The 23,643-nt window shown below is 67.7% G+C and carries 19 protein-coding genes; 7 read left to right on the top strand and 12 right to left on the bottom strand.

Features of this window, described 5'->3' with window-relative positions; translation table 11 throughout:
- Window positions 1-96: 96 nt before the first annotated feature.
- Both D6860_RS10085 and D6860_RS10080 read right to left on the bottom strand, forming a co-directional pair.
- Window positions 97-1,659, bottom strand: coding sequence for an ABC transporter substrate-binding protein (locus D6860_RS10085; RefSeq protein ID WP_076624323.1), 1,563 nt, complete (start codon window positions 1,657-1,659; stop codon window positions 97-99).
- Window positions 1,656-2,915 carry a M20 family metallopeptidase gene (locus tag D6860_RS10080; protein ID WP_206512194.1) on the bottom strand — a complete coding sequence of 420 codons (1,260 nt, stop codon included), beginning with the start codon at window positions 2,913-2,915 and terminating at the stop codon, window positions 1,656-1,658. The genes D6860_RS10085 and D6860_RS10080 overlap by 4 nt, the downstream gene beginning before the upstream one ends.
- Before the next feature lie 144 nt (window positions 2,916-3,059).
- Here D6860_RS10080 and D6860_RS10075 point away from each other — a divergent pair, with 144 nt between their 5' ends.
- Window positions 3,060-3,851: a GntR family transcriptional regulator gene (locus D6860_RS10075; RefSeq protein WP_017467364.1), complete on the top strand. Its 792-nt coding sequence runs from the start codon at window positions 3,060-3,062 to the stop codon at window positions 3,849-3,851.
- Between the two features lie 67 nt (window positions 3,852-3,918).
- Here the strand turns inward: D6860_RS10075 and D6860_RS10070 are convergent, their stop codons facing one another.
- Window positions 3,919-4,332, bottom strand: coding sequence for a universal stress protein (locus D6860_RS10070; RefSeq protein ID WP_017467365.1), 414 nt, complete (start codon window positions 4,330-4,332; stop codon window positions 3,919-3,921).
- Window positions 4,333-4,906: 574 nt separating this feature from the next.
- Between D6860_RS10070 and D6860_RS10065 the strand changes: the two genes are divergently transcribed.
- The 5 genes from D6860_RS10065 to D6860_RS10045 all read left to right on the top strand — a co-directional run bounded on the left by D6860_RS10065 (window position 4,907) and on the right by D6860_RS10045 (window position 9,608).
- On the top strand, window positions 4,907-5,869 hold the full coding sequence (locus D6860_RS10065) for a Bug family tripartite tricarboxylate transporter substrate binding protein (protein WP_076624325.1): 963 nt from the start codon (window positions 4,907-4,909) through the stop codon (window positions 5,867-5,869).
- Between the two features lie 76 nt (window positions 5,870-5,945).
- Window positions 5,946-6,431, top strand: coding sequence for a tripartite tricarboxylate transporter TctB family protein (locus D6860_RS10060; protein ID WP_017470193.1), 486 nt, complete (start codon window positions 5,946-5,948; stop codon window positions 6,429-6,431).
- Window positions 6,425-7,921, top strand: a complete 1,497-nt coding sequence (locus D6860_RS10055) for a tripartite tricarboxylate transporter permease (RefSeq protein ID WP_076624326.1) — start codon at window positions 6,425-6,427, stop codon at window positions 7,919-7,921. The genes D6860_RS10060 and D6860_RS10055 overlap by 7 nt, the downstream gene beginning before the upstream one ends.
- On the top strand, window positions 7,918-8,646 hold the full coding sequence (locus tag D6860_RS10050; RefSeq protein ID WP_076624327.1) for a GntR family transcriptional regulator: 729 nt from the start codon (window positions 7,918-7,920) through the stop codon (window positions 8,644-8,646). Before D6860_RS10055 ends, D6860_RS10050 begins: the two co-directional genes overlap by 4 nt.
- Window positions 8,643-9,608 carry a 2-hydroxyacid dehydrogenase gene (locus tag D6860_RS10045; protein ID WP_076624328.1) on the top strand — a complete coding sequence of 322 codons (966 nt, stop codon included), beginning with the start codon at window positions 8,643-8,645 and terminating at the stop codon, window positions 9,606-9,608. Before D6860_RS10050 ends, D6860_RS10045 begins: the two co-directional genes overlap by 4 nt.
- A 439-nt stretch (window positions 9,609-10,047) precedes the next feature.
- Here the strand turns inward: D6860_RS10045 and D6860_RS10040 are convergent, their stop codons facing one another.
- The 9 genes from D6860_RS10040 to D6860_RS10000 all read right to left on the bottom strand — a co-directional run bounded on the left by D6860_RS10040 (window position 10,048) and on the right by D6860_RS10000 (window position 20,806).
- Window positions 10,048-11,076 carry a glutamate cyclase domain-containing protein gene (locus D6860_RS10040; protein WP_076624329.1) on the bottom strand — a complete coding sequence of 343 codons (1,029 nt, stop codon included), beginning with the start codon at window positions 11,074-11,076 and terminating at the stop codon, window positions 10,048-10,050.
- Between the two features lie 118 nt (window positions 11,077-11,194).
- Window positions 11,195-12,265 carry a TRAP transporter substrate-binding protein gene (locus D6860_RS10035; protein ID WP_076624330.1) on the bottom strand — a complete coding sequence of 357 codons (1,071 nt, stop codon included), beginning with the start codon at window positions 12,263-12,265 and terminating at the stop codon, window positions 11,195-11,197.
- A 50-nt stretch (window positions 12,266-12,315) separates the two neighbouring features.
- Window positions 12,316-13,434 carry a M24 family metallopeptidase gene (locus D6860_RS10030; protein ID WP_076624331.1) on the bottom strand — a complete coding sequence of 373 codons (1,119 nt, stop codon included), beginning with the start codon at window positions 13,432-13,434 and terminating at the stop codon, window positions 12,316-12,318.
- 3 nt (window positions 13,435-13,437) lie between these two features.
- Entirely contained in the window at window positions 13,438-14,430 is a 993-nt protein-coding gene (locus D6860_RS10025; RefSeq protein ID WP_076624332.1) for a dipeptidase, read from the bottom strand.
- Between the two features lie 30 nt (window positions 14,431-14,460).
- Window positions 14,461-15,816, bottom strand: a complete 1,356-nt coding sequence (locus D6860_RS10020; protein ID WP_083697846.1) for a TRAP transporter large permease — start codon at window positions 15,814-15,816, stop codon at window positions 14,461-14,463.
- Entirely contained in the window at window positions 15,813-16,436 is a 624-nt protein-coding gene (locus D6860_RS10015) for a TRAP transporter small permease (RefSeq protein WP_076624333.1), read from the bottom strand. Before D6860_RS10015 ends, D6860_RS10020 begins: the two co-directional genes overlap by 4 nt.
- Window positions 16,436-18,076: a hydantoinase B/oxoprolinase family protein gene (locus tag D6860_RS10010; protein WP_083697847.1), complete on the bottom strand. Its 1,641-nt coding sequence runs from the start codon at window positions 18,074-18,076 to the stop codon at window positions 16,436-16,438. The genes D6860_RS10015 and D6860_RS10010 overlap by 1 nt, the downstream gene beginning before the upstream one ends.
- Entirely contained in the window at window positions 18,069-20,111 is a 2,043-nt protein-coding gene (locus D6860_RS10005) for a hydantoinase/oxoprolinase family protein (RefSeq protein WP_076624335.1), read from the bottom strand. Before D6860_RS10005 ends, D6860_RS10010 begins: the two co-directional genes overlap by 8 nt.
- A gap of 11 nt (window positions 20,112-20,122) precedes the next feature.
- On the bottom strand, window positions 20,123-20,806 hold the full coding sequence (locus tag D6860_RS10000; protein WP_076624336.1) for a GntR family transcriptional regulator: 684 nt from the start codon (window positions 20,804-20,806) through the stop codon (window positions 20,123-20,125).
- Window positions 20,807-21,289: 483 nt separating this feature from the next.
- Here D6860_RS10000 and D6860_RS09995 point away from each other — a divergent pair, with 483 nt between their 5' ends.
- Entirely contained in the window at window positions 21,290-23,641 is a 2,352-nt protein-coding gene (locus tag D6860_RS09995) for a molybdopterin-dependent oxidoreductase (protein ID WP_229743315.1), read from the top strand.
- Window positions 23,642-23,643 lie beyond the last annotated feature (2 nt).

The following is a 23,643-nucleotide window of genomic DNA, read 5'->3' as shown; positions in this document are numbered from 1 at the left end:
CTACGGATGCGCGACGTCTGGGCCGCGGCGACATGGGACTGGTCCGGCGGCGCATGTGGCGCCGCCGGTCGTTGCATTTTCGGGTCGGGTGCGAGGTCAGCGCGTGGGCGCGTCGGCGGTCAGCCAGACCTTGTGCAGCGCGAAGTTGGCGCCGCGCGGGCTCTGCTCGTAGCCCTCGACATGGGTGCCGCGGGCGCCCAGAAGATCGAAGAAGCAGGGCACCAGCGCGGGGACCTCTTCGCGCATGAGCTCCTGCGCCTCGGCGTAAAGCTCGGCGCGGGTGTCCTCGTCGGTGGTGGCGTCTGCCTCGCTGACGAGCCGGTCGAACTCCTCGTTGTTCCAGCGCGTCTCGTTCCAGCTTGCCTCGGAGGTGAACAGCAGGTTGAAGATCGTCCCCTCGGTCGGCTGCATGTTGTAGTAGCCGACGTAGAAGTTGCCCTTCTTCCAGACCTGGTCGAGGTAGCTCGGGTGATCCATGGTCTGCACGGTGATGTCCCAGCCGCCCGGCTTGGCCATCTCGCGCAGCACCACGGCCATCGCGGCGCGGTAGTCCGGCTTGACCGAGGCGACAAGCTCGATCTGGATGCCGTCGGGATAGCCCGCTTCCGCAAGCAGTTCCTTCGAGCGCTCCGGGTCGTAGCCCTTGATGGGTGCGTCGGCGTGATACTGGTAGGCCGAGTTGATGGGCGTGTCGTTGCCGGGGGTGCCGTAGCCTTCGGCGACGAGTTCGACCATCGCCTCGCGGTCGACGCAGTAGGACAGCGCCTCGCGGACCTTGGGGTCGTTGAACGGCTCGACGGTGCAGTCCATCACCACGTCGAGGAAGCGCCCCGACGGGGTGCGCAGCCCCTCGACGCCATCGCCGGCCGAGATGCGCGCGAAGTCGGTCGGCTGGATGTCGTTGAGGATGTCGATCTCGCCGGCCAGCATCGCCGCCGCGGCACCGGCGGCGTCCGGGAAGGTCCGCACGACGACGCGGTCGAGGTAGGGTTGATCCTCGATGTAGTAGTCGGGGTTCTTCTCGACCACGGCGCGGTCATCGGCCACGAACTCGACAAGCCGGAACGGGCCGGAGCCGACCGGCGTCTGGCCGAGGCTTTCGAAGTCGCTCTCGATGATCGAAGCGGGCACCACCTTGGCGGTGGGATAGGTCAGCGCGACCGGAAGGTCGGCATAGGGGCTTTCGGTGCGGAAGATCACCGCGTGGTCGCCGTCGGCCACCACTTCGGCGATCGGGCCGAGGTTGCGGCTGCCGGGGGCGGCGGTCGCGGGGTCGAGCAGCTTGGTGAACGAGGCGACCACGTCCTTCGACGTCAGGCTGTCACCGTTCGAGAAGGTCACGCCCTCGCGCAGGACGAACCGCCATTCGGTGGCGTCGTCATTGGCGCTCCACTCGGTCGCGAGATCGGGCTCGGCGGTCATGTCCGGGGTGAGCATGGTCAGGCCCGAATAGAGCATCTCGGCAAGCAGGTACTCGGAGTTGAGCCGCAGCAGCATCGGGTTCAGCACCGACGGCGTGATGTTCAGCGCGACACGCAGGGTGCCGCCGGGCTGGATGTCCTGGGCCTGCGCCATCGACGCGAGGCCGGGCACCGTGACGAAGGCGCTGGTGGCAGCCGCCGTGCGCAGGAAGCCGCGACGATCGAGGGTCATGGTCATTGGGGTGTTCCTTCTGTTGGAAAGCTGTCGGTTTGGTCGGCGCCGTCCGGCGCGCTGTCCGCGGCGAGGAAGTATGCGATCGCGTCCGACAAGCCGCGAAGGTCCTCGACCGTGGTGAATTCGTCGGCGGCGTGCACGTTGCGGTCGGGGCGGGCAAGCCCGCCGAGAAGCATGTGCTTCAGCCCCGCCTTCTGCACCCAGCCGAAATCGGAGGAGGTGCCCGAGCCGTAGCGCAGGAAGTCGCTCTCGGGCAGACCGAAGGCCCGCGCCCGCGCAAGGGTCCAGCGACGGGTGGCGGGGCCATCCGGGTCAGACACCGGCGGCAGGTGCCCGGTCACGCGCAGATCCCAGTCGAGCGCGGCTGTGCCGTCCATTGCGCGCGCGACGGTCTCGCGGATCTCGGAGATGACCGTCTCGGCGTCTTCCTCGGCGATGTAGCGGCGGTTGACCGTCGTCTGGGCCTGACCGGGCAGGGCCGAGCCCTTGTCGCCGGAATGGATGGCGGTGATGTTGAGCCGCCCCTTGAGCGGACCGTCGGACCAGGGCGGCGCGGGCAGTGCCGTGGTGCGCGCCTCGACCTGCGGCTTGAGGGCGTTCAGGGCGATGAGCGCGGGCAGCAGGGCCTCGGCGGCGTTGATGCCTCGGTCGGGTTCGCCGGAGTGGGTGGCGCGCCCGGTGACGGTGAGCGTGAAGTCGAGCGAACCCAGGCAGCCGGCCCAGATACGGGGCTCGGCCGAACCGTTGAGATTCAGCAGCACCTCGGGCAGCGGTCCGTTTTCGGCAAGGTAGCGAATGCCGGGGTAACGGCCACCCTCCTCGTCGGAGCAGAACGCCAGCACCGGGCGGAAGGCCAGCGGCGCCTCGGCATCGGCGAGCCGCAGCAGCGCATCGCGAACGGCTGCGATCGTGCCCTTCATGTCCGCCGTGCCCCGCCCGAGCAGCTTGCCGTCGCGCTCGGTGAGGCTGAGGGGATCCACCGTCCAGCCATCGCCGACGGGAGCGGTGTCGGTGTGGAAATAGATCATCGCCTCGGGGAGGTCCGCGTCGGCGCCGGGCATGTCCGGCCGCAGGATGAGGTTCACCCGCTCACCGGACAGCCCCGGGCCGTCCCACAGCTCACGCGGAACGATCACCCGTTCGGACGTGCAGCCGAGATCGGCAAAGGACGCCTCCATCAGGCGGGCGAAATCCTCGTAGCCCTCACCGGGCGGCATCGACGTGGGGCAGGCGATCATCTCGGCGAGAGCCTGCACCATGGCCTCTGTGTCCGGCGGTGCGAGCGAACCTGTCGCGGGCTGGGAAGTCTGTTTTCTCATATCTATATAGAAATACAGATGGACGAGGGTTGGCAAGTGTGTTTTCTGTGGAAATATTCAGCAGGATGAGAACAGGAGTTGGTCATGGTCGATGGGCATGAGCCGCCGATCACGGCGGAAACCGACGAGGACGAGGCCTTTGACACCGGGCTCATGCGCAAGCCGCTGCACGAGCAGGTCAAGGAGCGCATCCTGCGCCGGATCATCCTGGGCACCTGGGGCGAAGGCTTCGTGCTGCCGCCCGAAACCGAACTCGCACGGCAGTTCGGGGTATCCTACGGCACGATCCGGCGGGCGATGACCGATCTCACGGCCTCGGGCGTCATCATGCGGCGGCGCAAGACCGGGACGGTCGTGACCGGCCGGACGCCGCACCACTCCATGTCGCAGTTCTACCAGTATTACCGGCTGCACACGATCGAGGGCCGCTTGGTCAGCAGCAACACGGTTCTCGTGGACGCCTGCCATCGCGGCGCCACGCTCGACGAGGCCGAGCGGCTGGAGCTGCCGGTGAACGCGCCCGTGGCCTACATGCTGCGCCTGAGGATCTACGAGGGACGCCCGGTGATGTTCGACCGGGTGACCGTGCCGCTCTCGCTGGCGCCGGATTTCCCGGTGACGATCGAGGAGATGCCCACGCTGGTCTACAAGTGGCTGCTCGAACGGCACGGGCTGCGCCTGGCCGCGGTGCGGGAGAAGCTGGTCGCGCGGCTGGCAACCGAGGAGGACCTCCGGTATCTCGACCTTCCGCTCGATGTGCCGCGCGCGCTGCTGGATATCGACGAGGTCTCTTACGATTCGATGAACCGGCCCCTCGTCGCCATGCGGCACGCCGCCCTGACCGAAGATCACTGCTACATCACCGAGATCCGCTGACGCATCCGGTTGCAGCGGTCCCGTCACCCGGTAGGGGCGACGGGCGGGCTTCCTCGGGGGGGCAGATTCAGGTGCGCACCACGTAGACCGAGCACTTTGCATGGGTCACCACATGCGAGGCGTTGGTCCCGAGCAGGTAGTCCTTCACCTTCGGGTTCGCGGATTCCATCACGATCAGATCCACCTTGCGCTCGGAGGCCAGCTTGACGATCTGCCGATGGACCGCGCCCTTGCGCACCACGGCTTCGACCTCGACCCCGGGCGCGGGATGGTCCTTGAGAAACTTCCTGAGTTGCTCGCCCCAGTAGGCATCGGAATCGCGGATGTTGAGGTTGCGCTCCATCTCGGGGGCGACGGTGGCGACGATCAGTTTCGCGCCGCGCCGCTCCGCCATTTCCACGGCTTCGGTGTAGGCGTTGTATTCGACTTTCGCGTGTCGGAGATTGACGGGGCACAGGATGAGCTTGGTTTCGAGGGACATGTAACTTTCCGACCGTTGCGTGGGCCCCGCGACTCGTGTCGCGAGGTGCCATTAATTTAGGCAGTACGGCGCGCGCTGTCAGGACGTTTCCGAGCCGAATTTTCTCGAAAATGGCCCCTGTCCGTGAGCCCTTCGTCTGGGGCTTCATCACGGTGGGAGGCAAGGGACAGCCCCCGGGGCGAGCCGGCAGTCCTCTTACCGTGCCACTGGGGCCGGACCGTCACGCCAAATCTGCGCTCGCCGCGTCGGTGATTCCCGAGGACGGCCCGAAAATCTCTCCTTGCGATACGTCGATCCGGCCGCTGCGAAGACANCTTGCGATACGTCGATCCGGCCGCTGCGAAGACAGATGGCTTTACGAAACATGGATCCGCCCCCCCCCCCGAAACGTGTTCGTCGCGCGTGATCAATAAAAGGCGCAATCGTGTCAGGTTGTTATCCGCCGCACTGCACCTAGGGGGCATCCGAGAGCGGGCCCGTGGCGAATGCCTGTGTGCCCCTTCCATGAGGTCGATCACTTGACTTGGCCTCTATCTCACGCTCTGATATATCGTGATATATCAAGGGAGGACACATGTCTCGATATGCAATCTACGCCGCGGCCATGCTTGCCGCGGGCCTCGCCACGCCGCTCGCGGCGCAATCGGACTGGCCGGAACGTCCGGTCACCATCGTCGTGCCCTCGGGCGCCGGCGGCGGAACGGACCAGACCGCCCGGATGCTTGCCGAGCGGCTGCAGGAGAAGCTCGGCCAGCCGTTCAACGTGGTGAACCAGGGGCAGGGCGGTGGCGTCGTCGGCATCAGCTCGATCAAGGGCGCCGAGCCTGACGGCTATACGCTTGGGGTGATCTTCAACTTCGCCCACTACGCGCCGATGGGGCAGGCCGACTTCAACGTCGAGGACTTCACGCCGATCGCGCAGTACAACTTCGATCCCGCCGGCTTCAACGTCGCGGCGGACAGCGAGTGGTCCTCGATCACCGAAGCGCTCGACGCGTTCAAGGAAGCGCCCGGCGACTACGTCGTGGCTTGCGGCGGCGGCTGCGGCGGGTCCTGGCCGATGGCCGTGGCGACGATGATGGACGAGTATGGCGTCTACGTCGGGCAGGTGCGCTTCGTCTCGGGGCAGGGCGCCGCGGCCGCGCTTCAGGATCTCGCAGCCGGCGGTGTCGACGCGGTGCCGTCGTCGCTGCCCGAAGCCGGCCCGCTGATCGAGGCGGGACGCGTGCGTGGCCTCGTGGTGATGGCAGATGAGCCGCTCGAGGCCTTCCCCGACATCCCGGCGCTGTCCGATGTGACCGATCTCGACCTGACGCTCGGTGCCTGGCGCGGCCTGATCGCACCGGCGGACCTGCCCGACGAGATCGCCACGACGCTCGAAACCGCGATGGACGAGATCGTCCACGACGAGGAGTGGCGCGATGCCATGACCGAGCGCGGCTTCGGCATCCAGTGGCGCCCGTCGGCCGAGTTCGGGGACTTCATGTCCAGCGAACAGGAATCGGTCCGCAACGTGATCGGCACGCTCGGCCTGTAAGGTCGAGATGCTCATACTTTGAAGCGGCCGCGCCCGAGGACGGGCGCGGCCGCACTGTCAGCAAGGGGAGGAGCAAATGAAACTCGACGACGCTGCGAACGGGCTGATCGCGGTCCTGCTCGGCGCACTCATGCTGTTTGGCGCCCAAGCGCTGCCGACACCGCAGTTCATCGCCTACGGGCCCGGCTTCTTTCCCTCCATCGTCGGAGGCCTGCTCATGGCGGCAGGGGCGACGATGATCGCCCGGCGCCTGCTGGCAGGGGGCTTCGGTCCGCTGGTCCGGTTCACGCGAGAGGGCTCGGCGGCGCGGGCCGCGCTGTCCTTCGGCGTGGTGGCTGCCGCACTTTTTTTCTACATCGCGACATCGAAATGGCTCGGGTTCCTGCCCGCGATGGTGGTGAGCCTCTCGGTCATGCTGCTGTGGTTCGACCGGCGTCCGCTGCTCGACATCGGGCTCGCGGTGGTGGGAACGCTCGTGCTCCACACCTTCTTCTACCAGTTCATGCAGGTTCAGCTGCCCTGGGGGCTGCTGTCCGGATACGCGGGGACGCTGACATGGTGATCTGGTCCGCCCTTCAACTGCTGCTGACCCCGCAGGTGCTGCTGGTCATGGCGGCATCGGCGCTCTACGGCCTCGTGGTCGGCGCGATCCCCGGGTTCTCGGCGGCGATGGCCGTCGCGCTGATGGTGCCGGTCACCTATTTCCTCGAGCCGGTTCCGGCGCTCGCGGGGGTGGTCACGCTCTGCGCCATGGCGATCTTCTCCGGCGACATCCCCGGTGCCCTGCTGCGCATTCCCGGCACGCCGGCCTCGGCCGCCTATGCCGATGAAGCCTACAAGATGACCCAGAAGGGCCGCGCCGGCGAGGCGCTCGGCACCGGTCTGATCTGCTCGGCGATCGGAGGGATCTTCGGGGCGGTGGTGTTGCTGCTGGTGGCGCCGTCGCTCAGCGAACTGGCGCTGCTGTTCTCGACGCCCGAGTATTTCTGGCTGGCCGCGCTCGGCCTGACCGCGGCGATCGGGGTGAGCGCCAGCGCGCCGGCCAAGGGGGTGATCTCGCTCTGCCTCGGGCTGGGCGTGGCCTTCGTCGGCCTCGACCCGGTGTCGGGCCAGCCGCGCTTCACCTTCGGACAGAGCGACCTTGCGGGCGGTATCGGCTTCATCCCGGTGCTGATCGGGCTCTTCGCGATGTCCGAGGTGTTCCGCTTCGCACTGGAGCCCGGCGGCGCCCGCGAGAGGACAGCGGTCGTGGTCGGCGGCCTCTTCGACGGCGTCGGCCGCAACCTGAAGCGTCACTTCGGGCGCATCCTGCAGGGCTGCGGGCTCGGGACGGTCATCGGCGCGGTGCCCGGCGCCGGCGCCGACATCGCGGGCTACATGAGCTATGCGCTGGCCCGTCAGCAATCCAAGACCCCGGAGAAATTCGGCACCGGCGTGCCCGACGGCATCGCCGCCGCCTCGGCCGCCAACAACGCCTCGATGGGCGGCGCACTGGTTCCGGCCACGGTCTTCGGCATCCCCGGCGACAGCCTGACCGCCGTCATCATCGGCGTGCTCTACATGCAGGGGCTCACGCCCGGGCCGCAGGTGTTCCTGATGCAGCCCGAGCTGATCACCTCGGTCTTCCTCGCGTTCCTGCTGGCCAACGTGATGATCGTGCCTTTCGGCTTTCTCGCCATCCGGATATTCCGCTATGTTCTTGCCGTTCCACGCTCGATCCTGATGCCGATGGTGGTCGCCGCCTGCATCGCGGGGGCCTTCGCAGTCGAGAACACCACCTTTGCGGTGGTCGTCATGCTCGGGGCGGGTCTCGTGGGGTTCTGGATGGAGGAGAACGACATTCCGCTCGCACCTGCAATTCTGGGCGTCGTTCTGGCGCCGGTCCTCGAAGCGAACTTCCTGAACACGCTGATCAAGTCGCAGGGGGACATGACGGCTTTCGTTAACCGCCCGCTGGCGGCGGTGCTCGCGACGGTCACGATCCTGATCTGGCTCTTTCCGCTGCTGCGCCGGGTGCTGCGCCTGCGCCGCAGGTCGGAGGCCCGGTCATGAGTCTCACGCCCACCGGGCGGCCGGCCGATCGCACCCAGGCCGGCGCCGCCTATGCCCGCATCGAGGAAATGATCGTGACCCTCGAACTCGCGCCGGGCGAGGTCGTCACCGAGACCCGCCTGCGCGAGCTGACGGGCATGGGGCGCACCCCGGTCCGCGAGGCGCTGCTGCAGCTCAAGCAGGATTTCCTGCTCAGCGTCATGCCGCGCGAAGGCATCCTGATCCGGCCGATCGAGGTCTCGGTGGCGCTTGACGCGCTCGAGGTGAGGGGCCGGATCGAGGGGCTTCTCATCGAGCACGCCGTGCGCAAGGCCACCTCGGCCGAGCGCGAGCGCTTCGCGGGCATGGCCCTGCGCACCGAGGCCGTGATCGCCGCCGGCGACAGCGCCGGCTTCTCGAAGATCGACCAGGCGTTCAACGCGGCGGTCGCGGCGGCGGCCCGTCACGAGGTCGCGGCCCGCGCCGTCATGCCGCTGCACGCCGTGTCGCGGCGCATCGGCTATTTCCTCGCGCGGTTCGGACACGTGAACCTCGAGGAAACGGCGCTGCCCCACGCCCGGATCATGCAGGCCATCGCGGACTCGGACCCGCGCGAAGCGCTCGCCGCGCTCGATACGCTGCTGATCCGAACCCGCGAACAGACACTCGGGATCGAGCGGTCGGGCCTTCTGGACGAAGGCATGCCGCCGGTCGACCCCGCAAAGGAAAGGACGAGCACAGGATGAGCAAACCCGCGATCATTGCCATCGGGCATTACGACGACATCTCCCGCGACAGGATGACCGATCGCTTCGAGGTCACATGGGTCGATGCACCGGCGGACCTCGGGGATCTGCCCGACGCGACGCGCGCCGCTGCGCTGTCGCTCGCGTTCCACAGCCACGACCCGATGGGCGGGGATCTCATGGATCTCGTGCCGAATGTCGGTCTCATCGCGAACTTCGGCGTCGGATACGATGCCATCGACGTGGACGCTGCAGAGGCGCGCAACATTGTCGTCACAAACACGCCTGACGTGCTGAACGACGACGTGGCCGATCTTGGCGTCGGGCTCTACCTGGCGCTCCGGCGCGGCGTGATCGAGGGTGACCGCTGGGTGCGCAGCGGTGACTGGGCGCGCGAGGGCACGATGCCGCTGAAGACCAAGGCCAGTGGTCGCCGGGTCGGCATCCTCGGAATGGGGCGTGTGGGGCGTGAACTCGCCGACCGGCTCGCGGCCTTCAAGTGCGAGGTGCATTACCAGTCGCGCCGGCCGAAGGACACGCCGCCGGACTGGGTCTTCCACGCCGACGCGACATCGCTTGCCGCTGCCTGCGACGCGCTCTTCGTGACCGTGGTCGGCGGCCCGGAGACCGAGGGGATGGTCTCGGCCGAAGTGATCGAGGCGCTCGGAGCCGAGGGGGTTCTGATCAACATGGCGCGCGGCTCGGTGATCGACGAGGAGGCCCTGATCGACGCGCTTCAGGCGGGCACGATCGCAGGCGCCGCGCTCGACGTCTTCCTGCGCGAGCCGGATCCGGACCAGCGGTTCCTCGGTCTCGACAACGTCATCCTTCAGCCGCACCAGGGCTCGGCCACGCAGGAGACACGGGCAGCCATGGCCCTCCTGCAGTTCCGCAACCTCGCCTGCTACGCGGACGGCGCGCCCTTGCCGACCTGCGTGACAAAGGTGTGCACGCCGGCGTAACGGCCGGTCGTGGGACGCGTCCGGCCACGGCCCTTCGGTGCTCGGGGCGTGGTGGGCCAGGATGAACGAGGCGCCGCGACCCGGGCCGCTGCGTTCTCGGCTGCTCGATACGCGGAGCAAGCGGCGCCGCCGCGATAAGCGTGACTGTCAGAAGGAGGCGACGGCACATTGGGTGACGTGCCTCCCTCTCGCTTTCCCACGCTGGCGGCAGGGCTGTTGCTGCCCGCGTGGCGGCTGCAACTCTGGCGTGGCGTTTGAATCCTATAATGATGATTATGTAATAATAAGTTTCACTGTCGGAACGAGAAAGCGCCCGGCCCTCGTCGTCGAGCGGGCGTTCCACGACGGGCTCGACGGGATGCCTACCCGATGCGGTAGCGCCGCATCGGGTTTGCGAAGGTCAGTCCGAAGGTTTCCGGAACACGCAGGGTCTTTCGGGTCAGAACTCGCGTTTCAGCGGACGGCGCGCGTTGTCGACGATGTTCTGCATCATGGTCAGGATCGCGGTCTGGGTCGCGGCCGAGGTGCCGTCGACACCCTTCATCTGTCGTCCGTTCAGGCCGTCGACCGCACCCGCACGGGCGCAGGCTGCCAGCATGTCCTCTTCGACATCGAGCGTGTGCAGCGCCTCGGGTCGGTTCGACGCGAGTGCCACACCGGCGGCGATTGCATAGCCCGCCCAGTTGGAGATCGCGGCCACCACCAGCACGTCCGCGCCCACCACCGTGCCGATGCCTCCGCCGCAGCCGCAGGCACAGATCCGTCCGAACTCCTGGATCTCGGCGACGGCCTCGGGGATGCGGCCGAACCCGGCCTCGTTCCCGCCGTCCCCGATACCGAGCGTGGGAATGCCGGCAAGCCGCGCGGCTTCCTCGAGGGCATCCACGCTGGCCATGACCGAGCGGTCGCGACCCCGCCCGGTGATGGTGTGAAAGACGCCCTTGTCGTTCGGAGCGCCCTTCTCGACGAAGATCACCATCGAGGGTTGGTGCCGTGCGATCAGCTCACGCGCCTGCGCGGTCGTGTCGGCGGGCGCAAGAAGCAGTGCCTCGCACATGGCGGCGGCGGGGCGGGCGTCGAACATCTCCTCCGGCAGGATCGAGAGACCGGCGGCCTCGGCCGTGGCGGCGATGGGGCCGAGGTTGCGATCCTCCGAAAGGAAGATCGGCTTCGCGCCCATACCGCGATCGAGTGCGTGGCCGATCGCCACCGCTCCGAGCGGGCCATCGGTCTCGCCCACCGGCAGGAACGGTGGTGCTCCGGCGCCGGTGACGATCAGGACCCGGTCACCGGGGGTCACAGCGGCCATGATCGCCTCTACCGCGAGCGTCGTGAGCGGTCGCCCCGCCTCGGCGCGGGCGGCGTCGTAGAGCCGGTGGATGATCCCGCGTGGCACGCCTGAGGCGTAGCGCATCTCCACGTTGATCAGCCGGTCGAGCGCTTCGCCGATGATATCGTCCAAATCCATCTCCATCGTCTTGTCGCGCCAGGCGGTCCCGGCCGGGTCGCGGTCGTGTGCGTGAAAGGCCCCGGCACCCTGGTGGGCGCCGGGGAAGGTGAGCCGCGAAGCGCGGCCCGGGGAAAGGTCATTCCTCGGCGGTGAGGCCGGTGATCGGTCCGAGGATCTCGTTGAATCTGACCGCGCAGTCGGAGCCGCAGCGTTCGGCCCAGGAGGGGATCACGGTTTCGACCAGCGCCGTCCTGAGTGTCGCGAGGTCCTCTTCCGAAGGTTCGGTGACAGTCATCTGTTCGTCGCCGGTGACCAGTTCGCCGATCTGGCAGTTCTCGGCGTCGCCGGTGTTGCAGGCGATCCCGTCCATGGTGCCCGCGGCTGCAAGGTCCCATTCCTCGGTCTGGATCTTCGAGTAGAGCTCGGCGACGAAGCTCTGCACCTCGGGGTCGAGGCCATCCCACCACTGGGTGCTGACGTAGTACCCCCCGACGCCCCAGGACACGGGCACGTTGAGCATGGCGTCGGTCACCTCGAACCACTTGGCGGCGTTGCCCGAGAGCGCGGCGGTCACCGCGCAGTCGGTCACGCCGCGTTCGAGCGCGCCGTAGACTTCCGGAAAGCCGATGGAGACGGTCTGTCCGCCGAGGCTCTGCACGAGGTCGTTCTGCGACGGCGAAAAGGTGCGCACCTTGCGGCCTTCGAGTTCCGCGAGCGAGTTCACCTCGCCCTTGCAGAACATGACGTTCGCGGGAAACGGATAGGTGCCGATGATGCGGATGCCGTATTGCGAAAGCGTCTCGTTCGAAGCGTCGATCACCGCGTCCGAGATCGTTTTCGCGGTCTCGACGTCCAGCGAGAGCCCCGCGAGGTCGGCGATCTCGAGAAAGGGCACCTGTCCCGAGACCTGCGCCAGCGGCGCGGCGGTCACGTCGACCTGGCCCTGGCGGACGAGATTGAGGATGTCGTTCGCCGTCACACCGTATTCGGCCCAGGTCGAGGGTTCGATGGTGATGCGACCGTTCGACCAGTCCGGCACCTGGTCGTAGTTCGGCTTTTCGACCTTGGTGTACTGGGTGAGCGTCGGCAGGGTCTGGGTCACCGTCTTGATGGTGATCGTGTCGCCGTCGCCCGAGAGCGTGGGTTGCGCGAGCGCCGGGGCAGCGGCAAGGGCCAGCATCAGCGCCGAGGAGGAGAGGAGTCTCATTGTCTATTCCCTGTTGGTTCGAGGAGAGGATCAGTCGCGGTGGTTGCCGTTCATCGCGGCTCTAGCACCGGATTGCGGTCGAAGCCGGTCAGCTGCTCTGCTCCGGTTTCGGTCACGAGGTACGTGTCCTCGATGGCGAAGCCACCGTGGACGGGGTCGAGAAACAGCGTCTCGACGTTGATCATCATGTCGGCTTCAAGCACCGCTTCGCCGGTGCCGATCAGCGGCGGGCTTTCGTGGTGCTCGACGCCCAGGCCATGGCCCACGTGTTCCATCCGGAAGGTCGGCACACTGTCACGCGCCACGCGCACCGCGATGTCGTAGAGCTCGCGCACCGGGCGCCCGGCGCAGAGCAGTTCGGCTGCGGCACGCTGGCTGTCGAGCATCGCGCGATAGAGCACCTCCTGCTCCGGGGTCATGTGCTTCCACATCCGCGTGACGGCGGTATCGGCGTGGTAGCCCTGGTAGCGGGCTCCTAGGTCGAAGCGGATGGCGTCGCCCGGCGCCAGTTCCCGCGGCCCGGGAATGGCGTGGCTCACCGCACCCCCGGGTCCGAACCCCAGCACGAAATTGGCGATGTTCTCGCAGCCGCGCGAAGAGACCCCGGTGGCGTAGATCCGGCCCATTTCGGCTTCGGTGATGCCGTCACGGGCGGCCGCCAGCATGTCGTCGGCGGCCGCTTCCATTGCCGCCGTGGCGATGCGCAGGCGCGAAATTTCCCCGGGCGTCTTCACCATGCGGATCTCGCGCACGACCGACTGGGCATCGACCAGCTCGAGGTCGGGGCGCAACTCGGCCAGGACATCGCGGATCCATTTCGGCAGGTAGCGCTCCTCGACGCCCAGGCGGCCCCGGACGGGCAGCCATCGGTCGAGCGCCACGCGCCAGGACGGCAACAGGTCGCCGTCCATGTCCGTGGCGAACTCGGTGTAGCCCGCGACGTCGCGCACCCAGGAGCGGGCGCGGAAGTCATCGTAGTCCCAGCTCGGGACGATGGCCTGCGTGGTATCCGGACTCACCAGCGCGAGAAACGGCCGGTCAAGGAAGGAAAAGGTCGAGGGCGCGGTGAAATCCGTCGCGTAGAGAAACGTGCGCGGATCGGCCAGCAACAGGAGGTCGAGGCCCGCGCGCTCCATGGCCGCGGTGGCGCGGGGGCGGTTGAACAGCATGGCTCAGGCTCCCCACGCGGCTTTCAGGACACGCAGGCCGTTCAGCCCGCAGATCCCTTCGACCTCGGATGTCGAGAAGCCCGCCCGCTCGAGCGCGGCGGGCAGGTTCGGCAGGTCGGCGTGACCGGCAAGCCCCTCGGCGTAGAGCGTCTCGAACAGGAACGGACCGACCATCTCGGGATACATCCGCCGCGTGCCGTTTTCCCATTTCACCTTGGAGTGCGGGAAGAAGTCGGTGCCGATGGCCACGTGTTCCGGTCCGACGAGGTCGGACACGTACTTGAAGTGCGCCAGCACATCCTCAAGCGTGGGACGCTCGTCGAGGCTGCAGAACGGCGAGTAGGGAGAAATCCCGATCACCCCGCCCGTCGCCGCGAAGGCCTTGATCTGCGCGTCGCTCAGGTTGCGCGGGCTGTCGGTGATGGCGCGCGCGTTCGAATGGGTCGCGGCCACCGGTTTCTCGCTACGCTCTGCAATCTCGAGGCTGGTCCTCTCGCCGGCGTGGCTGACGTCGATGAGGACGCCGCACCGGTTGAGCTCGCGCACCGCCCGTACGCCGAGCAGGGTAAGCCCGTTGTCGACGGGGTCCATGCAGCCCGCGCCGAACTGTGTCGCCTCGTTGTAGGTCAGCGCCGCGACCCGCAGGCCCAGCGTCGACAGGATCTGGATGTAGGGGGTTTGCTCTTCGATGAAATGCAGGCCCTGGACCCCCTGGATGATCCCGAGCTTGCCCTCGGCGCGGGCAGTCAGGATGTCCTCGGTTGTCCGGACGTGCAGAAGGGTCTCGCCCGCGTCGGCGAAGAGGTTCTGCCAGTCGAAGAACTCGACCAGCACCGGCTTGATGTCACGGGCATAGAGCGCCATCGTCATGTTCACCGCCGACAGGCCTCCGTCGATCAGCTTGCGCCCGTAGTCCAGCGGGGTCGTGGGCGGCGGGGTCAGCAGGCCCACGGCACCACCAAGCATGTCGATCATCAGGGGGGTCTTGTCAGTCATGGTCGGAATCCGTTTCGAAGAAAGGCGTCGTCACTCGAAGATCAGGGCGAGGCCGGGGAAGAGAAGCAGCAGCAGGACCGCCAGCATGTAGGCGCCCACGAAAGGGATCACGCCCTGGAAGATGTCGGTTATCGGACCGTTTTTCCGCAGGCCCTGGAGCACGTACATCACGGTGCCGTCGGGGGGCGTGATCAGGGCGATCTCGACCAGCAGGGTGACCATCACGCCGAACCAGATCGGGTCGTAGCCAAGCTGCATGACCACCGGGAAGATCACCGGAATGGTCGTGACCACCATGGAAAAGCCCTCCATGATCGTGCCCATCGCGACGTAGAGGAGGATAATCCCCGTCATGATCGCCCAGCCCGGCACCGGAAGCTCGCCGATCATCTGCGCCACCGACTGCGGCACCCGCAGGCTCGTGAGCACGTAGTTCAGAACGAAGGCACCGATGAGGATCAGCCCGACCATCGCCGTGTTGCGGGCCGCGGCCAGCGCGCTTTCGTTGATCGTCTTCAGCGTCAGCTTGCCCTCGATCAGAGCGAAGGCGGCGGCGCCGACGACGCCGAAGGCGGCGGCCTCGGTTGGCGTGGCCAGCCCGCCGTAGATGGTGCCGAGCACCAGCGCGATCAGGATCAGGGTCGGCACGATCCCAAGGCTGCCTTTCAGCTTGGCACGAAGCGGGATGCGGGTGGCCGCCTGCGGCAGCGGGTTCCTTGTCCCGTGGAGGAAGATCACCCCCAGGCAGAGCGCCGTCACCAGCAGTGCCGGTAGCAGCGCCGCGGCATAGAGCCCGCCGACCGAGGTGTTGGTCAGCAGTGCATAGATGATCAGGATCGTTCCCGGGGGGATCAGCGACCCGAGCGCCCCGCCCGCCGCGAGCGACCCCAGCACGACCTTCTTGTCGTAGGCCGTTCCCTCGAACTGCGGCAGTGCCACCGAGCCCATGGTGGCGGCCGTCGCGATCGAGGAGCCGGACATGGCCGAGAAGGTCGCGCAGGACAGGATATTGGTGTGCAGGAGCCCGCCCGGTACGCGGTTCAGCCAGAGGTTCAGCGCCTTGTAGAGTTTCGCCGATACACCCGAGCGCAGCAGAAGCTCGCCCATCAGCAGGAACAGCGGCAGCGCGATCAGCACGTAGTTGGACGATGTCGTCCAGGCGATCGAACCGAGGAAATTGTAGAACGGCCGGTCGGAGAAGACGAAGCCGGTCACCACGCCCAGAACGCCGAGGATCGCGGCGATGTAGACGCCCGCGGCGAAACAGCCGGCGAAGAGCAGGCACAGCCCGAGGATCGGCCAGATGGAGACGTCCGGAGCGCTTCCCGACATCGACAGCCAGGCGAAGGCGATCAGGAACAGGACGAAGACGACGATGGCAATCACGGACGGTCCTCCGGGTCGGCATGGGGCGCTTCGTTGAGCGCGAGAATGGTCTCCTCGGTATCGTCATCGGCGCTGCGCGGCCGCATCATCGCGTCGATGTCGTCCGGACGCCGTGCTGCCAGAAGCAGCACGATCTCGAGGGTCAGCGCCGCGGCGAATACCGCCAGTGCGCCGAGCCCGAAGGCCCAGATCCCCTGCGGCCAGATCAGCGGGATGCGCAGCGCGGAGATGTCGCGCGCATTCCAAAGCAGGGTTTCCTCCAGCACGTTGACGGCCGACCAGCAGAGGATCGCGACCAGCGCGAGCAGCAGCAGCAGGGCCGCGAGATGCATCCAGACCCGCAGACCGAGCGGCATCTTCATGACCAGCAGGTCGATGCGGATATGCGCCCGCTCGGCGAGGGCATGGGCAAGGCTCCAGCTCAGGCCGAACGCCATCAGGTAGCCCGAGATCTCGGTGGTGGCACCGGACGAGAACCCGAGGAAGGCCCGGCAGACCACGTCGACGGAGATGAACACCGCGGTGGCGAGGAACGACCAGCCGGCGACGAGCGCCATCGCGCGGGCGATTGACTCGACGATGAGGCGGGCGCGATGTGCGAGGGAGAGCGCGGTGAGCATCAGCGGCCCTCCTCCTCGCCGCCCCAGCCGCCTCCGCCGGGGGTTTCGATGATCAGGACGCTGTCGGGCCGTACCGTCACGCGGCTGATCTTCTCGGGGAGTTGTTCGGTCTCGCCGGTTGCGCCATCCACGAGCAGGAAGCGGCCGGGCCGGCCCGGGGCGCCGCTCTCGAGCCCCCAGGGCGCGACGCGGAAGCGTTCGCCCGACCCGGAGAATTCGCAGCTGTGGCCGAGGGGCCGGATGGCCCGGGCAATCCCCTGCCCTCCGCGCGTGCGGCCGGCACCGCCCGAGCCTTCGATGAGGTTGTAGCCTTCGACCAGAAGCGGAAACTCGAGCTCGATCGCTTCGACCGGCAGGTTCGAGGTATTGGTCAGTCCAGCCTGGACGCCGTCCTTGCCGTCGCGCGTCAGCCGTGCGCCGGAGCCGCCGCCGAGGGTTTCGAAATAGACGTATTCCCGTCCGGTCCGTGGGTCGTGCCCGTGGAACATCGCCGAGGTGTTCGACCCGTTCGAGGCGGCGGTCACGGCCTCCGGCAGCACCGGCGCGAGGGCGCCGAAGATCGCGTCGACCACCCGCATGCCCGTCTGGACCCGGTGCGCCACCGAGGCCGGAGCGACGGCGTTGACGATGCTGCCCTCGGGCGCCTTGACGGTCACCGGCCTCAGAAGGCCGGAATTGTTCGGCGCGCGGGGATCCAGCAGGACCTTCAGTGCGAAACTGACCGTCGACTGAAGGCCGTTGAAGACAAGGTTGATGTTGCCCGGAACCTGATCGCCGGTGCCTTCGAAATCCATCTCGATCTGGTCGCCGGCGACTGTGATGCGCACGGCGATCGGGATGTCGAACACCTCGATCCCGTCGCCGTCCATCACGTCGGTGAAGCTGTAGGTGCCGTCGGGGATCTGGCTCAGCGCGGTCCGCATCCGTTGCTCGGTGCCCTTCAGGATGCCATCGAAGGCCGAGAGCAGCGTCGCGGCGGGCGTGCTGCGCGCGAGTTCCTCCATACGCCGCAGGCCGAGGCGCGATGCGGCGAATTGCGCGTTGAAGTCGCCCAGCCGTTCCTCGCGCATGCGCATGTTGAGCAGGATGAGGTTCCAGATGTCGTCGATGCGCCTGCCTTCCGAGTAGAGCTTGACGAGGGGGATGCGAATTCCCTCCTGCCAGATCTCGGTGAGGCCCGAGGCCATCGAGCCGGCGCGCGCGCCGCCGATGTCGGAATGGTGCGCGATGGTGCAGACGAAACAGACCAGTTCTCCGCCGAAGAAGACCGGCTCGGCGGTGTTGATGTCCGGCAGGTGGGACCCGCCGCCTTCGTGCGGATCGTTGGCGATGAACATGTCGCCGGGCCGGATCGTCTCGAGCGGATGCGCGGCGCGGATCGCCCCGACCAGCCCGATCAACCCGGAGAGATGGATCGGCAGAGACTGCGAGGCCTGGGCGATGAGGTTGCCCGCCGTGTCGATGATGGCGGTGGAATGGTCCTGCCGCTCCTTGATGTTGCCGGAAAAGGCGGTGCGGGTCAGGGCCGCGAACATCTCGTCCGTGACCGAGGCCAGCGCGTTCTGCAGCAATTCCAGCCGGATCGGACTGAGGGGCGCGGTGGAGGGCATGGGCAGGGCCTTCGGGGAATGGTCAGTCATGGGGTTGGACCTCGATCACGAGGTTGCCACGGGCATCGGCGGTGGCACGGTCCTCCGGTCCGAGGACGATGGTGCTGTCGGTCTGTTCGATGATGGCGGGCCCTGTCACCGCCCGGCCGCAGCCGATGCTCTCACGGCGGTAGATGCTGGCCTCCCTTGGCCCGCGCGCGTCGTAGATCACGGGGCGCACGCCGGTGACCTGCGGCAGGTGCCCAGGCGACAGCGCGGCTGGCTCGGACGCGCGGGGCAGCGCCACGGTCGCCTCGGCGCGCAGCGCGACCATCTCGACCGGGGCCGCCTCGTCGGCGTGACCATACATCTCGCGGTGCAGGGTCACGAAGGCGGTGCGCAGGCTGTCCTGCGTCGAGGCGGAGTCGTAGGGCACACGCAGTTCGTAGTTCTGCCCGACGTAGCGCAGATCGGCGATCAGAGAGACCCGGCCCTCGCCGCGAGCGGCCTCCTGCGCGAACCAAAGGTCGGCCCGCTCGGTGAGGGCCGCCGCCCCGGTCCGCAGCCCGGCCATGCCGTCTGCGTCCAGTCGCAGCCCTAGCGGCAGCACGTAGTCCTCGCGCAGCGGCGCGTTCAGCAGGCCTTCGGCGCAAAGCAGCCCCGGGCGCGCCGGGATGATCACCCGGGCAATTCCGAGCGCGCGGGCCACCGCGACACCGTGCAGGGGGCCCGCCCCGCCGAAGGCCACGAGATCGAACCGCGTCGGGTCCAGACCCCGTTCGACCGAGATCTGTCGCACGGCGCGCACCATGGTCGCGTCGACGATCTCGATGATCCCCAGCGCGGTCTCTTCCGGCGTCAGGCCGAGAGCCCCGGCAAGATCCGCCACGACCCGGGACGCGGCCCCGGTGTCGAGGTGCATCTCGCCGTCCAGCAGCACCGGTGACAGCCGGCCGAGGAACAGGTTCGCATCCGACACCGTCGCCACGGTCCCGCCCCGGGAGTAGCAGGCCGGCCCGGGCACGGCCCCGGCCGAATGCGGCCCGACCTTCATCAGCCCGTCGGTGTCGATCCAGGCGATGGAGCCGCCCCCTGCCCCGACCGCGTTGATGTCGACGGAAGAGAGCTTGACCGGGCGGCCCTCGATCTCGCGTTCGGTGGTGAAGGCGGGTTTCATGTCCCGCACCAGGCTCACGTCGGCCGAGGTGCCGCCCATGTCGAGGGTGATGAAATTGCCCGACGAGCTGTCGCCCAGGGTTTCCAGCACCCCGACCATGCCCGCCGCCGGGCCCGAGAGCGCCGTTCGCACGGGGAAGTCCGTGGCGCGCCCGATGGGCACCAGGCCGCCCGACGACTGGTTGATCCCGATCCTGGCCTCAGAGCCGAGGCCGGCGAGCGCCTCTTCGAGACGCGAAAGGTAGCGCGCCATCTCGGGCTGGACGAAGCCGTTGATCGCGGTGGTGGAAAACCGTTCGAATTCGCGGAATTCCGGATGGACCTTGTGGCTTAGAGAGAGAAAGATTCCGGGCAGCCGTTGTTTCAGCGCCGCGCCGATCCGCGCCTCGTGTTCCGGATTCCGGTAGGCATGGACAAGGCACACGGCGCAGGCGTCGGCCCCTGAGGCCGCGACCGCCCCGACCACGCGGTCGATTTCCGCCTCGGTCAGCGGGACGTGGACGGAGCCGTCCGAGAGCAGGCGCTCGGTGACCTCGAAGCGCCGCTCCCGGGGCACCAGGGGCGCCGGGCTGTCGGTGTGGAAGTCGAACATGTGCGGACGGATCTGCCGGCCGATCTCGAGGACGTCGCGGAAGCCGCGTGTGGTGACGAGGGCCAGCCGCGCCCCGCGCTCCTGGATCAGCGCGTTGGTGGCGACCGTCGTCCCATGCGCGACACGGCCGAAGGCGGCAGGCGAGATTCCGAGGCGTTCGGCGAGCCGCGTCACGCCCTCCATCATCGCGCGATCAGGTGCGTCGGGGGTCGAGGGCAGCTTCAGCACTTCCATGCGCCCGTCGCCGAGGTTTACCGCCGCGATATCGGTGAAGGTGCCGCCGACATCGATGCCCACGTTCCAGTTCGTTTCGGTCATGTCCCGGTCCTTCAGCGCATGTAGTCGGCGAAGCGGATCAGCCGTTCGCAGGCGTCCGCGAGATTGGCCCGCTTGATGCGCTCGGCCGCGTCTTCGTCGCGGGCGATCAGCGCCTCGATCAGGTCCCGGTGCATCCGCAGGCCGACATCCGTCCGGCCGGGCAGGAAGACCGAGCGCCGCGCCAGCACGGCCGACCGGTCCGCGAGAAGCGACATGGTCTCGTTCAGGACCGGGTTGGCGGCGTGCAGCATCAGGCCCTGATGGGTCTCGTCGAGCAGCTGGCTGTAGCCGTCGAAATCCGTTTCGGCGATCATCCGGTCTGCAGGCGCGCCGAACCTGTCGCGAAGACTGTTCCAGCAGCCCTCCGGCGCATTGCGGGCGGCGAGCCGTGCTGCGAGTCCCTCTACGACGCTGCGGACCTGGTAGACATGCTCGATCTCCTGCGCCCCGAGGCGCACCACGGTGACCCCGACATGGGGTTCGCGCTGCAAGAGCCGCCGCTCGAGAAGCACCGCGAAGGCATCGCGGACCTGGGCCCGGGACACGCCAAGTTCTCCGGCAAGCTGTCGCTCTCGAAGCCGCTGGCCCGCCACGTATTGCTCACGCACGATCCGGTCACGCAGAACGCCCGTGAGCTCGGAGGTCGTCAGGCGGGGGCCGTCGATGTCGGGGGAGGTCTGGTCGGAGGATGTCATGGCCCTCTGACTAGTTGCAGACAAAATGGTTGACCATTTGGACGGCAAAATGGACGGCAAAAATGTCGGCTCGGGCGGGGCTATTCCTAAAAGCTGTGCGGTTTCGGCGTCTGCCGCCGGAAATTTGGGCGAATGCTGGCTGCCCGACGCAGCCTTCCTGCGGAGAATCCCGGTCCGCAGCCTGTGCGCGGCTGCGTGTCCCGTGGCGTGGCAGGGATTTTCACACCGATGAACGGCATCTTTCCAAGCGATAGGGCTGAAGTGATCCGCACGGCGGCGTGCCGAGCCTTACAGCGTTCATCTTTCCCGGGGCTTGCTGGACCTCGGTGAGGCAGACTTCACCACGACAAAGGGGGCAGTCTGCCGTGAGCCCCGCATTCGTGCGTGAGGCGCACGGATCTCATGCGCACTGGATACTTTATCGCGCAGGGCGCAACTGAAAGCTTCCGGTCAACAAGCCTGACCACGAAGCGAGTACCGGACGTGCCGATCAGTTCAACACATTGGGGAACCTTCCACGCCGATGCTCCGGACGGGCAGACGTTGCGCGTCACGCCCTTTGAGCGCGACGAGAACCCCTCCGAGTTGATCTCCGCCCTGCCCGAGTATCGCACCCACGCGACGCGGGTAAGACGCCCGGCCGTCCGTCAAGGCTGGCTCGAGGGCCGCGCAGGAGACGTGGTGCCGGGGCGCGGGGCAGACCCTTTCGTCGAGGTCGACTGGGACATGGCGCTCGATCTCGTGGCGGCCGAGCTTGGCCGGGTGAAGCAGGATCACGGCAACGGCGCGATCTTCGCGGGATCTTACGGGTGGTCCAGCGCGGGCCGGTTTCACCACGCCAAGACGCAGCTCAAGCGCTTCATGAACGCCTTCGGCGGAGCGGTGGAGCAGCGCGACAACTACAGCTTCGGCGCGGGCATGGTGCTGCTGCCGCATGTCGTCGGCGACATCGAACTGCTCTACGGGCCGGCCACCGGCTGGGATGCCATTGCCGAGGGCGCCGATCTCTTCGTCAGCTTCGGCGGTCTGCCGGCGCGCAATGGCCAGATCGAAAGCGGCGGTGTCGGCGCGCATGTGCAACAGGGCTTTCGCGACGCGTTCCGCGCAAAGGGCGGCCGGTTCGTCAACGTCTCGCCCATGCGCAGCGATGCCGAGCCGGTGGACGACTGGATCGCGCTGCGTCCGGGAACGGACACCGCGATGATCCTCGCGCTCTGCCACGAACTCGATCGGCAGGGCCTTGCGGATCATGGCTTTCTCGCGCGCTACACCAGCGGGAGCGACAGGTTCCTCGACTACCTCCGCAACGGCAACGGTGGGCAGGCTTTCGATGCCGACTGGGCTGCGCGCATCTGCGACATCCCGGCCGAGCGCATCCGGTCGCTTGCCACCGAGATGGCCTCGAGTCGCTGTTTTCTCAACATGAACTGGTCCCTCCAACGCGCCGATTTCGGCGAGCAGTGCTTCTGGAGCTGTATCGCGCTCGCGGCGATGCTCGGCCGGATCGGCCTGCCGGGCCAGGGACTTGGCTTCGGGTTCGGGTCGATGAACGGCATGGGCAATCCCGTCAGCCGGCTGCCGAGCCCCGGCCTGCCGACCCTGTCCAACCCGCTGGGCGACTTCATCCCGGTCGCGCGGGTCACCGACTACCTGCTCGGCGAGGTCCGGGACATGGATTACAACGGTCAGCGCCTGACGCTGCCGGCCCCGCGCCTCGTCTACTGGGCGGGCGGCAATCCGTTCCACCATCATCAGGACATCAACCGCCTGCTGCGGGGCTGGGCCCTGCCCGAGACCATCGTGGTGCACGAGCACGTCTGGACCGCGACGGCGCGGCACGCGGACATCGTGCTGCCCGCCACCATGGGCGTCGAGCGCGATGACATCTCGACCTCGTCGAACGATCGTTACCTCGTCGCGATGCGCAAGGCGGTCGCGCCGTTGGGCGAGGCACGGGACGACTACGCGATCTTCAGCGCCCTCGCGGCGCGGCTCGGCATCGCCGAGACGTTCACCGAAGGGCGCGGCGCCGATGCGTGGATCGCCTTTCTCTACGAGCAGACCCGCGGCAAGGCGGCGGAGCGCGGTGTCGACATGCCCGATTTCGCGGCGTGGCGTGAGGCCGGCTTCTACGAGAAACCCGCGCCCGCCGAAAGCTATACCTCGTTCGCCGCATTTCGCCGCGATCCCGATGCCTTTCCGCTGCGCACGCCTTCGGGCCGGATCGAGCTTTTTTCCGAGACCATCGCCGGCTTCGGCTACGACGATTGCCCGCCGCATCCGAGCTGGCTGCCCCCCCGCGAGGCGCTCTCCTCGCCACGTGTGCGCCGCTTTCCTCTGCACCTGCTCACCACGCAGCCCGCGCATCGCCTGCACGGCCAGCTCGACCCGGTGGGAACGAGCCGCGCGTCGAAGATCTTCGGGCGCGAGCCGCTGCACATCCATCCCGCGACCGCCGCGCAGCGGGGTCTGAAGGAAGGTGACATCGTGCGTGTCTGGAATGATCGCGGCGCCTGTCTCGCGGGGGTCCTCACCGACCCCGCCATGCGGCCCGACGTGGTCCGCATGGCGACCGGCGCCTGGTACGATCCGCTCCTTCCCGGGCAGCCCGGCTGCCTGGACCTTCACGGCAATCCCAACGTCCTGACCCACGACCGCCCGAGCTCGTCGCTCTCGCAGGGGCCTGCGGCCCAGAGCTGCCTTGTCGAGGTCGAGGCGTGGCGTTCGCAGGTTCCCCAGATCCGCGTCCATTCCGCACCGAACTTCGCGGTCGGCCGGGTGACGACCAAGCAGTCCCGCGACAAGCGGGCCGATCCCCTTCCCCAACAGGAGTAAGA

It is taken from the genome of Salipiger sp. D13 (assembly GCF_003703915.1).
In the GTDB taxonomy this organism is placed as follows: Bacteria; Pseudomonadota; Alphaproteobacteria; order Rhodobacterales; family Rhodobacteraceae; genus Salipiger; species Salipiger profundus.
Note: the sequence above shows the minus strand (reverse complement) of the source record. Positions and strands in the feature narration are given on the sequence as shown.